Source organism: Ureibacillus sp. FSL K6-0165 (assembly GCF_038004285.1).
GTDB lineage: Bacteria > Bacillota > Bacilli > Bacillales_A > Planococcaceae > Ureibacillus > Ureibacillus thermosphaericus.
This window is the reverse complement of record NZ_JBBOQS010000001.1, coordinates 1,619,246-1,631,832: the sequence shown is the minus strand read 5'-3', so window position 1 is coordinate 1,631,832 and position 12,587 is coordinate 1,619,246. Positions and strand designations below refer to the sequence as shown.

Genomic DNA, 12,587 nt, shown 5'->3' with positions numbered 1-12,587 from the left:
AAGTACCCTCAAAGTATGAGGATACTTTTGTTTTAGTGGTTTAAAAGCAAAACCAAACTATTCTCAATTCAGATTATATATGAAGCGGTTTTGGAATTTTTGTTTCAAATTGTTTTTGTAATTTACGAGTCCATTCTCCAACTTTTCCATCTCGAATCAACTTACCATCTATTTCAATAACCGGCGTAATTTCAGAAGTTGTACTTGTTACAAATAATTCATCCATTTTCAATGCTTCATGAGTTGTAAATGGAATTTCTTTTACAGGCATATTAATTTCATTTGCACAAGCTATGACAACGTCGCGAGTGATTCCTTTTAAAATCATATTGTTTGCAGGATGCGTATACAATATACCATCTTTTATTCCAAATACATTTGAAGAAGAGCCTTCTGTTACTGTATTATTTCGATGTAGAATCGCTTCATAGCAGCCTTTTTCATGAGCTTCTTGTTTTGCTAATACTGCACCAAGCAAGTTCAATGATTTAATATCACATCGTAACCAACGGATATCTTCCACAAAGGTAGCTTTTACACCTTTTTCAAGATTTTCTAATGGTCGTGGATTTTCTTTCGTATAACCAATGATTACTGGTTTTACAGTATTCTCAGGGAATTGATGCGCACGAGGCGAAGTTCCGCGAGTAACTTGAAAATAAATATGCCCAGTGTTTAATTCATTTTTTTCCACTAATTCATGTAGCAATTGATGAAATTTATCCTTTGTATATGGAATCGTAATTCGTATTTTTTCAGCTGATGCATATAATCGGTCAATATGTTCATTTACAGTAAACATTTCACCGTTATATACTTTCACAACTTCATATACGCCATCACCGAATTGATAACCGCGATCTTCTTTATCAATTTTGACTTCTTCATCTTTCACAATTTGGTCATTCCATAAAGTGTATCCCATTTTCCCACATCCTTCATTTTTTCGCTGCTAATTCAATAATTGCTTCTGCATATATTGCAGCAGACTTCACTAAGTTGTCAATGACAACATACTCATCTTTTTGATGAGCCACATCAGGTTCTCCAGGAAATAAACTGCCGAATGCCACCCCTTTTTTCAACACTCTTGCATAAGTTCCGCCACCGGTTGATAGTGGTTTAGGTTCATCGCCAGTATATCGTCGATAAACTTTTAACAATGTTTGAATCAATTCATCATCTTCAGGAATGTAATGAGGGCTTGAATTTGATATTACTGTTAAATTAAAAGGATATTTCGTTAAACGCTCTGTGGCTTCTCGAATTTTTTCTTCATATGGATAAGTGACAGAATAACGCATGCTGACGAGTATATTTCCTCCTCTTTCTGAATCAAAAGAAACTACTCCAGCATTCAATGTTGTTGGTCCTGACATTTCGTCTATATAATCGAAACCTAGAGCTTTCCCATATACATCACTAAAAGCATCGACAATAAAAGAAATAAATGCTTTACTTGCGTCGGTTGATAAATGTTGTTTTAAAAATTTCGCAAGCAAAACTGCAGCATTTATTCCTTTTTCTGGTTCCATTGCGTGGGCAGATTTTCCTGTTACCGCTATTATAACCTGTTCACCCTCTCTAGTGAAAGATGCTTCTTCATTAAATTGTTTAAAATATTCATAGAATTCTTTTTCAAAATCAGATGAAACATTTTTTACTATCGCTTTTGCAAAATCAGGAACCATATTATGTCGATCACCTGATTTAAAGGAAACGAGTTGCTCATTATGAGACAAAGGACTCGTTTGAGAAAACTGAATTACAGCAATTCCCTTTTCAGCATTGATGAGAGGAAAGTCTGCATCTGGAGCAAAACCTATATCAGGCATTTCTTCTTTTTTGAAGTAATGTTCAACACACCGGAATCCTGATTCTTCATCAGTACCTATAATTAAGCGAACCCGTTTGGACAGTGGGATACCGGCATCTTTCACCATTTTCATAGCAAGATAAGCCGCCATTGTCGGTCCTTTATCATCAATGGCACCACGTCCATACAACTTTCCGTCTTTTACGATCCCTTCAAATGGTGGATAAGTCCAATTATCACCAGCTGGAACAACATCTACATGACAAAGAATACCGAGAATTTCTCTTCCCTCTCCCATTTCAATGTGTCCTGCATAATGATCTACATTTTTCACTTTAAATCCTTCTTTTGAAGCTTTCGAAAGAAGCCACTCTAACGCCTTCTTAGGTCCATTTCCAAATGGTGCATCTTCTGTTTTATTCTCCTCATCCAATACACTTTTAATTCGAATAATTTGCTGCAGTCCTTCAATCAATTCGTTTTTTCTTTGTTCTGCTAATGTCAAAAAGTTCATGTATTTCACCTCTTTGATTAATAATTAAGGAGTTTCAAAAAAAATTAGAAAGGTATAAAACCCTTTATATTAACGTATTCTTTGAATAATAAAACACAAAAATTATCTTTATATCGTTTTGAATTGTGGAAAAATTAATAGTTTATTGCTATAATGATTCTGTCAAATGTATTTTTTGACAAAAAATTCTGAAAAGGGGATGTCTAGGGCAGAAATTTAGACCTCTCATTCATTTGTTAGTCGTCCGCTGGTCTTTGCCATGTGAATTAAGATGAAGGAGTGGTTCATGAATATGAAACCCGCTACAAATAGAATGCTAACTCGCATTAAAGACGTGTACTTGTACATTCGGGAGAATGGAACAGTAACTACACAGGATTTAGTTGAAGAGTTTAACATCACTCCTCGCACCATTCAAAGAGATTTGAATGTGTTAGCCTTTAACAACTTGGTAGAAAGTCCAAGTAGAGGCAAATGGACAACGACGAAGAAAAAAGTAAAATTAACTTCATAGAGATAGAAATACAATATATGCTATATTTTATTGCATACAGAAAATTAACGAGTGACCTTACGTCGGGGTCACTCTTTTTTATTCACATACTCTCTTATTGATTTTATTTCTTCTTCTGTTAGCTCACGATATTCCCCGTATTTTAAATTAGAATCCAATGTTATGTTCCCCATTGATAAACGTTTTAAAAATATCACTTTTTTATTGACAGCTTCAAACATCCTCTTTACTTGATGAAATTTACCTTCGTAGATCGTTAATTCGATTTCAGAAGTATCTCCGGACTTTAAAATAGTCAATTCTCCCGGTTTTGTGACCGTGCCATCATCCAACACGACTCCTTCTTTGAAGGCCAAAATATCTTCTTCCGTTACGATGCCATCAATTTTTGCATAGTAGGTTTTCGGCACATGTTTTTTCGGTGATAACAGCTGATGGGCTAAATTTCCATCATTCGTTAACAACAATAATCCTACAGTGTCTTTATCTAATCTACCAACAGGAAAAGGTTGATAGTGTCGATCGATTGGGCTTAATAAGTCAATCACGGTCTTTTCTCGAAGATCTTCCGTTGCCGAAATAACACCTTTTGGCTTATTCAACATTAAATAAATGAATTCTTTATAATCTAATTTTTCTCCGAGCACAAAGATTTCTTGACTCATTGGGTTTACGTGCATGGCAGGATCTTTCACAACTTTCCCATCAACTGTCACATGCTCTTTTTTCAACAACTGCTTTACTTCTTTTCGAGAGCCAAATCCAGAATTGGCAAGTATTTTATCTAAACGCATAATTTTCTACACCTACTTTAACCCGAATTTCCCTGCTATACGAGAAATTCGCTCTCCTAATAATTTTTGAGCTAACCCTGTTTTAAAGCTTATAAATGCATAAACATATACGCCAATCGCGACACAAATGGATGCCACAATTAAACTGGACAATTTACTATCAACTGGTCCAAATAACCATACTAATCCTTTATGCGCCAACAACACACAAGCAGCCATCACAGCTGTTAAGATAACGATGAGCAAAGTGCGTCTTAATACGATTTTCGATTGATAATTTAATACTTTCTTTAATACGATGAAGTTTATGGCAATCGAAACTGAATAACCAATTGCTGTCGAAAGAATTGCTCCATCCGCTTGCATTGCTTCAATAAGCGGCGTATTCAGCACTAACTTTATAAGAATACCTGTTAACAAGCTGAAAACAATCCACTTTTGAAAGTCAATGCCTTGTAAAAGTGCGGCTGTTACTTGGAATAAAGCAAATAAAATCGCTACTGGAGCATAGTGAGCAAGCACTTTCGCTCCCATTTCACTTTGAGCATACAAAAGGAAGTAAATTTCATGAGATAATAATGCAATTCCAATTACTGCAGGCAATGTGATGAAAAATAATATTTGATAAGACTTATCCATTGCCCCTTTCAATAATTGAAATTCACCACTGTTGAAATATTTTGCAATCGTTGGTACCAGTGCTAAAGATAAGCTAGTTGCTAGCATTACGGGAATAATAACTACTTTGTGAGTTGTAAAGTTAATCATACTTAAATATAGATCAGATACTTCTGACATCCCAATGTTTTTCATTGCATTATTAAATGTCAACATATCGACTAATTGAAAAAGAGGGTTGGCGATTCCGACGAAAATCATTGGTATGGAATAGCGTATCACTTCCATATAAATTTCAGTTAATTTAATGTCAGAGTTTCTGCTGCTTTGACTTCTAAGCTCATTCATTTGAGGTCGATATTTTTTCCAATAATAAAATAATACGAAAAGTCCTCCTATTGCACCGATAAAGGCAGCAAATACTGATAATGCAATAGCTGTTTCAGCTTTCCCTTTTAAAAGGATCATCACAATGAATGAAGCACAAAGTAAGAATAGAATACGCACAATTTGTTCCACTAGTTGTGAGTATGCTGTCGGCTCCATAATTCCATATCCTTGGAAAAAGCCACGCCACAAGCTCATAAATGGAACGACAATTAAAGCAAAACTAACCCATCGAATCACTGAAGCCACTTGTTCCACTGTGAAAACTTGCTCTTCACTTCGTATGACAATTTCTGCAATCGGTGATGCAAGTAAGTTTAATAATAAAAATGTCAAAAATCCTGTGACCATCATTGTGAGCAGTCCAGATTTTAACAACTTCCGTCCCGCTTCATAATCGCCTATCGTATTATACTTAGCTACAAACTTTGATACTGCAACTGGTGCGCCTGAAATAGCGACAGACAGCATGATGGTATATGGAATATAAGCATATTGGTAGAGGATAACGTTTTCTTCTCCGACAATTGCATAAAAAGGGAATACATAGATTAATCCAAGTACTTTCGATAAAAACATGCCAATTGTTAATATAGCTGTACCTTTCATTAAAGAGGACATCAAATTCATCCATTCTATAAAGGATTTTTTTATAATCATCACATTCATTATTATGTATTTTTAACGTTTATGCAGTTTATTAGTTCTTTTTAATTCAAGTAAATAATCATAGTATATAATTTTACATCAAAAAATAAGCACTACCTCATATTCTTTTGAGATAGTCCTTTATCAGAAACTATAAAATCTATAACATTGAAAGAATCGCACCGGTTCCCCAGATACAGAGAAAACCGGTACGAAACAAACTCATGAACGATTCATTTTTATTTCTCATCAATAAAGAAACGCTTATACCACACAAGGAAAACATATACTGTCCAAATGTATCTTGCGCGATTTGCTTTATTATGGTAATGCTCATCTAAATATTTCATTAATTGATTCGTATCAAAAAATTCCTTCGCATAATCAGATTGAAAAGCTTCTTTGACCATATTATAATACTTCTCTTCTCGAAGCCAATGGCGAATTGGAACAGGGAAACCGAGCTTTGGACGCTTTGCCCATTCTTCAGGAAGCTCTTTTAAAGCAGCAAGTCTTAATGCAAATTTTGTATCTTTTTCATTCACACGATAATTTGTAGGAATGTTTTTTGCTAATTCCATCACTTTTTTATCTAAAAACGGTACACGCAGTTCCAAAGAATGAGCCATACTCATCTTATCTGCTTTCAGTAAAATATCTCCCGGCAACCAAAGATTTAAATCTAAATATTGCATTTTCGTTACGTCATCTTCATATGGTACTTCATCGTAAATCGGTTTTGTTATTGAATGAACACTAGGGCCAGTACGATAAGCTGGTTTTAATACGTTTAAGGCATCTTCTTCATCCCACACAACTGCTTCCCCAATGAAGCGTTCTTCGATTGTTTGTCCACCTTTTATTAAGAAGTTCGTATATTTATTTTTCGGAAGTTTCTTTGCAATAGCTCCAATGATTTTTCTTAAGCCGAACGGAATTTTTTCATAGGTTTCCATTCGCTTCGAAGGTTGGTACCATTCATAACCTCCAAAAATCTCGTCTGCTCCTTCCCCAGATAAAACAACCGTTACATCTTTACTCGCTAATTCACAAAGGAAATAAAGCGGTACAGATGAAGGGTTGGATTGTGGTTCATCCATATGCCATTGAATGGTAGGCAGTTTTTCAAATACATCATCAGCAGATACATATGTGCGTTTATTTTCGATATTGAGAATATCGGATAATTCTTTTGCATGATCCGTTTCGTTGAACATTTTTTCGTAATTTTTAAATCCAACAGAGAAAGATGTATTTGGGCGCAATAATGAAGTTACGTAACTGGAATCAATCCCTCCAGATAAAAAGGAACCAACTTTCACATCACTTATTTTGTGAGCCTCAACTGATTCTTTCACTGTTTTTTGGATTTCTTCAACATAATGTTCCAACGTGCCATCTTTCGCATGGTATTTTTTATCCCAATATTTTTCCATTTTTACGATTTTGCCCTCTTTAATAATCATGTAGTGGGCAGGTCGTAATTTATAAACTCCTTTAAAGAACGTTTCGTCCATAGATGAATATTGGAATGTTAAGTACGGACGTAAAGCATCTTTATTTAATTCTTTAATAAATGAAGGATGGGGCAAAAATGATTTAATTTCAGATCCGAAAATGAACGTATTATCTTTTGTATTTTTTGTATAATATAACGGCTTAATTCCAAAACCATCGCGGGCTATCATCATTTGATTGCGGTTTTTATCCCAAATACAAAAGGCAAACATACCGCGCAGTTGTTTTACAAACTCTTCACCATATTCCATGTAACTATAAATCAGTACTTCGCTGTCTGACTTTGTTTTAAATTGATAGCCTTTATTAATTAGCTCTTCCCGCAATTGTTGGAAATTATAAATTTCCCCGTTAAAAACCAAAACGATGCTTCCATCCTCACTATAGAGAGGCTGATTTGCTGCATCAGTTAAATCGATGATGCTTAGACGACGAAATCCTAGGGAAACTTTTTCATCAATATGTATGCCTCCGCTGTCTGGTCCACGATGTATAATTGTATCCATCATTTTTTCAATTGTTTGGTGATGGTCTATTTTCTCCGTTCCATGTATATATCCAATAAATCCACACATTACTTTTCGCCTCAACTTTCTGCATAACAAAATTATTTTATCAGAAATTGCTCCGTAATCATACCGAATTATGATTATAAAACGATTCTACTTAAGATTCAATGAATCTTCTCAATTGTACTAAACTCGACAAAGCTAGACAATTTCTAGATAATTTTTCTATATGGACTTGCTACTTATATTTTTTCCAAATGCTATTCCTTTTTACAATTCCAAAAGATTTATATTTTCATCCATCCAGCGTGTATAATATGAAATGAAAAAATCTAAATGAAAGAGAGATTTTCTTATGTACGACTGTATTGTAATCGGAGGCGGTCCATCCGGTTTAATGGCTGCTATAGCGGCTGGTGAACAAAAGAAAAAAGTATTGCTAATTGAAAAAGGAAATAAACTTGGAAAAAAACTTGCGATTTCAGGCGGCGGTCGCTGCAATGTTACCAACCGATTACCTGTTGAGGAAATCATTAAACATATACCGGGAAATGGTCGTTTTCTTTATAGCGCCTTTTCCATTTTTAACAACGAAGATATCATACAATTTTTTGAAAGATTAGGTGTACCGCTTAAGGAAGAAGATCACGGGCGCATGTTTCCTGTCTCCAACCGAGCACAAGATGTGGTTGATGCCTTGACGCGTGAATTAAAACGCTTGAACGTAGAAATACGTTTACAAACTTCTGTCAGCAAAATATTAATGGATGATGAAAAAGTTTTAGGGGTTCGTCTACAAGATGGTTCTGAAATTCGTTCAAAAACAGTAATCGTGGCAGTTGGCGGCAAAGCGGTTCCTCAAACTGGTTCGACTGGAGATGGATATCCTTGGGCAGAACGAGCAGGTCATACAGTTACAGAATTATTCCCGACAGAGGTGCCGATTATATCGAAGGAGCCTTTTATTCAATCTCGGGACTTGCAAGGTTTATCATTAAGAGATGTAGCGGTTTCCGTATTAAATAAAAAAGGAAAACCCATTATTACTCATCAAATGGACATGCTCTTTACTCACTTTGGGATAAGTGGACCAGCCATATTGCGGTGTAGCCAATTTGTTGTGAAAGAATTAAAGAAAAATAGTGGTGCACCTGTTCAAATTCGTATACAAATCTTAACCAACTATAATGAAGAAACTTGTTTCCAATACTTAAATCAACTTCTAAAAAAGGAACCGAAAAAATCGATAAAAAATTTATTAAAACCGTTAGCTCCTGAGAGATGGCTATTATTTTTACTTGAAAGAGCAAATATCGATGCTTCAAAATCTTGCGCAGAAATTTCACAAGAACATATACGAAAATTAGCTCATGAGCTTGTATCGTTTACAATGGATGTCCATGGTACGCTGCCTTTAGAAAAAGCATTTGTTACTGGTGGTGGTGTGTCCATTAAGGAAATTGATCCTAAAACGATGGCCTCGAAGAAAAAGAAGGGATTATATTTTTGTGGTGAAATTTTAGATATTCATGGTTATACGGGAGGCTATAATATTACAAGTGCTCTTGTAACAGGACGTATTGCAGGAATGAATGCAGGAAAATAAATTTCATTGCTTCTGCCATGTCTTATCGAACAGGAGAGAATTTTTTACTTAATTCCCTTTTCGACATGGCAGAAGAATGAAATGAAAAATATGTTTATGCGTTTGTTTTCTCTTTATGGAATTCTCTTCCATCCGTAACTGCATCTACATATCCAGCACGGATGACGAAATCTCCGAAATACTCTCCTTCAAGCCGCTCATTTGCATAATGTTCAAAAATCGGCCTTAAAGTAGCTAATATTTCTTCTTCTCCTATATTTTCTTTATACAATTTAGCAAGTCGAGTACCTTGGAAACTTCCTCCTAAATGTAAATTGTATTTTCCAGGACCTTTTCCGATGAATCCAATTTCAGCCATAGCTGCTCTAGAACAACCATTCGGACAGCCAGACATCCGAATCACAATATCTTGATCAAATAAGCCGTATTCTTTTAAAATTGGTTCAATTTTTTGAATAAGGGTAGGTAAATACCGCTCAGACTCAGCCATCGCCAATCCGCAAGTTGGCAATGCAACACAAGCGATCGAATTTCTGCGTAGAGCTGAGTAATTGTCACTTTCCGTTAATTGATATTTTTCAATGATTTTATCAATGTTTTTTTTCGATCTTGGGCTTACATTGGCAATGACTAAATTTTGATTTCCTGTAAAGCGAAACTCACCTTTATGAATTTCAGCAATTTCTCGTAATGCGGTTTTTAATGGATAATTTTCAAAATCGCGGACACGGCCATTTTGAATAAATAATGTGAAATGATATTTACCATCTTCCCCTTTAACCCAACCATAACGATCGCCCGTGTGTTCAAAACGGAAGTCACGAGCTTCTTCAAATTCATATCCTAATCGTTTTTCGATTTCTTTCTTCACATTTTCTAAACCAAGTCGATCGATGGTGTATTTGAAGCGAGCATATTTACGTACTGAACGATTACCGTAGTCTCGCTGTACAGTCATAATTTTTTCACAAACATCAACGATTTTATCTTTCGAAACATATCCTATAATTCTCGCTAACTGAGGATAAGTGTTTGTATCCCCATGAGTCATTCCCATTCCTCCACCGATTGCCACATTGAAACCAACCAATTCATCATTTTCAACAATCGCAATTAAGCCGATATCTTGAGAAAAGACATCTACATCATTAGCAGGTGGAACAGCGATACCAATTTTAAATTTACGTGGTAAATAAAGAGCACCGTAAATAGGTTCTTGTTCCTCATGCGTATCTACAACTTTTTCATGATCTAACCAGATTTCATAATAAGCGTTTGTTCGAGGCAATAAATGTTGGCTGATTTTTGCTGCGTAATCAGATACTTCTTGATGCAGTTTAGATTGATAAGGATTTGCATTACACATGACGTTGCGATTTACGTCTCCACATGCAGCAATTGTATCAAGCAAAATACTATTTAACTCTTGTAAATGTTTTTTCATATTCCATTTTAAAATTCCATGGAATTGGATTGTTTGTCGTGTTGTAATTTTGATTGAACCGTTTCCATATTTATCAGCCAGTTCATCTAATTTTATCCATTGATTTGGTTTTGCAACTCCAGCTGGCATACGCAAACGCACCATAAATTGGTATGCCGGCTCTAATTTTTTACGTTCCCTTTCTACCCTTTGATCCCTGTCATCTTGCAAATAACTTCCATGGAATTTTAATAATCGATTATCCCAATCAGGAATACCGGATGTAACTTCATCTTGAAAAGATTCAGCCAATGTTCCACGCAAATAGTTACTTGCTTGCTTAATCTCCTCTACATCACTAGGTTTTCCCTCTTGGGGTGGTAACACAATTTTTTTTGTCACGTTTGCTTCCTCCTTAGTAAACATCCCGCTGATAACGTTTTTGCTTACGCAATTCTTCTAAATATTCCATTGCATCTTCTTCCGACTTGTTGCCTTCCTGTTGAATAATTCGGAGCAACGTCTCTTGCACATCTTTTGCCATGTTTTTATCACCGCAGACGTAAACAGCTGCCCCTTTTTCTAACCATGCATACAATTCTTTTGCATGCTTAAGCATTTTATGTTGTACATATACTTTTTCCTCTTGATCTCGAGAAAAAGCAACATCAAGTTTCGTCAACACTCCAGATTTAAGCCAGTTTAACCATTCCCTTTGATATAGGAAATCTGTTACGAAATGTTGATCTCCAAAGAACAACCAGTTTTCTCCACTAGCACCGCGCTCTTCTCGCTCTTGAACAAATGCGCGAAAAGGAGCTACACCTGTTCCTGGACCAATCATAATGATAGGTGTATCATCATCTACAAGTTTAAAGTTTGGATTTTTCTGAACATATACTTGTACTTGATCTCCCACTTCTAATTGATCGGCAACATATGTCGAGCAAACACCTAGTCTTTCTCTACCATCTACTTCATAACGAACAACACCGATTGTGACATGGGCTTCTTCAGGATATGCTAATAAGCTGCTTGAAATGGAATATTGTCGGGCAGGAATTTTACGCAAACAGTTGATGAAACCTTGGGCATCCCAATTAAATGGTCCAAATTGTTCCACAACATCTAATAAATCTCGACCATTCATAAATTGTTTTAAAGTTTCCTGATTTTCGATTAATGCATGGAAATCTTTATTTTCCGTATACTCTGCGATTTTATTCATCAACGGCTTTGTTAAAAGTGTTATTTCAAATGTCTTTAATAACGCTTCTTCAAGTGTAACAGATGTTCCATCCACATCGACTTTTGTGCTTGCCTCAAATCCTAATGCAGAAATTAAAGAGTTCACAAGTGTTTGATTGTTAATCGGGATGATAGCTAAACAATCCCCTGGTTCAAAAGCAATTCCTGAATTTTCAAGAGAAAGTTCCAGATGGATTGTTTCTTTATTGGAACCTTGCCCGTTTAAATTAATCTTTTCAATGATTTCTGCAACAAAAGGATTTTTGCGAGAATATTCCGTCTCTTCTTGTAATACAGTCGCTGCTGCTTCTTGTTCAGAAGGAGTAAATTGTGTAAATTCACTATGCAATTTCTCCTTTACTTCTCCAAACCACTTTTCTGCTTGTTCTGCATAATCAACATCACAATCAACCCGATCCACTAGGCGTTTTGCCCCTAGTTTTTCTAGCTGAATATCAAAATCTTTACCAGTTTGACAGAAATATTCATAGCTAGAGTCGCCTAATGCAAGTACAGCGTATTGTACATGATCTAATTTTGGCGCTCGTTTTCCATGTAAAAAGCTGTGGAAAGCAATCGCGTTATCTGGTGGCTCTCCTTCGCCGTGGGTACTTGCTACAATCAGTAAATATTGAGCTTTTTTCAATGCATTCGTTTTATAATCACTCATTGATGAAACCGAAACTTCTAAACCTATCTGTTGAAGCTGGTCGCCAAACTTTTCTGCAAGTTTTTGTGCGTTTCCAGTCTGACTGGCATAAAGGATTGTCACATGTTTTTGAATTGGGGAAGATGCAACGGCTTGTTGAGTCATTTCTCTAGGAGCTTCTATAACGCCAATGTTCGCACTTGCAGTTAAATATCCAGTTAACCAAATTTTTTGTTGGGGAGTTAACGTTGCTAACACTTCATTTAACTGCTTTACTTGTTTTTCATTAAATGGACTATTGATGACTTCTAACACTCTGCACACCTCGATAAAATAAATTCTT

The 12,587-nt window shown here is 35.6% G+C and carries 9 protein-coding genes; 2 read left to right on the top strand and 7 right to left on the bottom strand.

Features of this window, described 5'->3' with window-relative positions; translation table 11 throughout:
• Positions 1-73: 73 nt before the first annotated feature.
• The gene (gene dat / locus NST00_RS08195; RefSeq protein WP_016837063.1) at positions 74-925 is read right to left on the bottom strand and encodes a D-amino-acid transaminase; all 852 of its coding nucleotides are present in this window, start codon (positions 923-925) and stop codon (positions 74-76) included.
• Positions 926-938: 13 nt separating this feature from the next.
• Positions 939-2,330 carry a dipeptidase PepV gene (pepV, locus tag NST00_RS08190; RefSeq protein ID WP_340709844.1) on the bottom strand — a complete coding sequence of 464 codons (1,392 nt, stop codon included), beginning with the start codon at positions 2,328-2,330 and terminating at the stop codon, positions 939-941.
• A 292-nt stretch (positions 2,331-2,622) separates the two neighbouring features.
• On the opposite strand from pepV, the gene NST00_RS08185 reads away from it, so the two are divergent.
• A complete protein-coding gene (locus tag NST00_RS08185; RefSeq protein WP_026018962.1) occupies positions 2,623-2,844 on the top strand; it encodes a DeoR family transcriptional regulator in 222 nt (73 codons plus the stop codon).
• 68 nt (positions 2,845-2,912) lie between these two features.
• Here NST00_RS08185 and NST00_RS08180 read toward each other — a convergent pair whose 3' ends face one another.
• The 3 genes from NST00_RS08180 to asnB all read right to left on the bottom strand — a co-directional run bounded on the left by NST00_RS08180 (position 2,913) and on the right by asnB (position 7,384).
• A complete protein-coding gene (locus NST00_RS08180; protein WP_340435134.1) occupies positions 2,913-3,638 on the bottom strand; it encodes a pseudouridine synthase in 726 nt (241 codons plus the stop codon).
• A gap of 12 nt (positions 3,639-3,650) precedes the next feature.
• Positions 3,651-5,264: a putative polysaccharide biosynthesis protein gene (locus tag NST00_RS08175; protein ID WP_339289675.1), complete on the bottom strand. Its 1,614-nt coding sequence runs from the start codon at positions 5,262-5,264 to the stop codon at positions 3,651-3,653.
• Between the two features lie 266 nt (positions 5,265-5,530).
• Positions 5,531-7,384, bottom strand: a complete 1,854-nt coding sequence (asnB, locus tag NST00_RS08170) for an asparagine synthase (glutamine-hydrolyzing) (protein WP_168411932.1) — start codon at positions 7,382-7,384, stop codon at positions 5,531-5,533.
• 289 nt (positions 7,385-7,673) lie between these two features.
• Between asnB and NST00_RS08165 the strand changes: the two genes are divergently transcribed.
• On the top strand, positions 7,674-8,924 hold the full coding sequence (locus NST00_RS08165) for a BaiN/RdsA family NAD(P)/FAD-dependent oxidoreductase (protein WP_340709843.1): 1,251 nt from the start codon (positions 7,674-7,676) through the stop codon (positions 8,922-8,924).
• A 94-nt stretch (positions 8,925-9,018) separates the two neighbouring features.
• Here the strand turns inward: NST00_RS08165 and cysI are convergent, their stop codons facing one another.
• Both cysI and NST00_RS08155 read right to left on the bottom strand, forming a co-directional pair.
• Positions 9,019-10,773 carry an assimilatory sulfite reductase (NADPH) hemoprotein subunit gene (gene cysI, locus NST00_RS08160; protein ID WP_096551618.1) on the bottom strand — a complete coding sequence of 585 codons (1,755 nt, stop codon included), beginning with the start codon at positions 10,771-10,773 and terminating at the stop codon, positions 9,019-9,021.
• The gene (locus NST00_RS08155) at positions 10,763-12,559 is read right to left on the bottom strand and encodes an assimilatory sulfite reductase (NADPH) flavoprotein subunit (protein WP_016837053.1); all 1,797 of its coding nucleotides are present in this window, start codon (positions 12,557-12,559) and stop codon (positions 10,763-10,765) included. The genes cysI and NST00_RS08155 overlap by 11 nt, the downstream gene beginning before the upstream one ends.
• Between the last annotated feature and the right edge of the window lie 28 nt (positions 12,560-12,587).

Bases quoted from the DNA above. Each gene is read 5' to 3' on its own strand.
- dat (WP_016837063.1), bottom strand. From the start codon at position 925: ATGGGATACACTTTATGGAATGACCAAATTGTGAAAGATGAAGAAGTC.
- pepV (WP_340709844.1), bottom strand. From the start codon at position 2,330: ATGAACTTTTTGACATTAGCAGAACAAAGAAAAAACGAATTGATTGAA.
- NST00_RS08185 (WP_026018962.1), top strand. From the start codon at position 2,623: ATGAAACCCGCTACAAATAGAATGCTAACTCGCATTAAAGACGTGTAC.
- NST00_RS08180 (WP_340435134.1), bottom strand. From the start codon at position 3,638: ATGCGTTTAGATAAAATACTTGCCAATTCTGGATTTGGCTCTCGAAAA.
- NST00_RS08175 (WP_339289675.1), bottom strand. From the start codon at position 5,264: ATGTCCTCTTTAATGAAAGGTACAGCTATATTAACAATTGGCATGTTT.
- asnB (WP_168411932.1), bottom strand. From the start codon at position 7,384: ATGTGTGGATTTATTGGATATATACATGGAACGGAGAAAATAGACCAT.
- NST00_RS08165 (WP_340709843.1), top strand. From the start codon at position 7,674: ATGTACGACTGTATTGTAATCGGAGGCGGTCCATCCGGTTTAATGGCT.
- cysI (WP_096551618.1), bottom strand. From the start codon at position 10,773: ATGTTTACTAAGGAGGAAGCAAACGTGACAAAAAAAATTGTGTTACCA.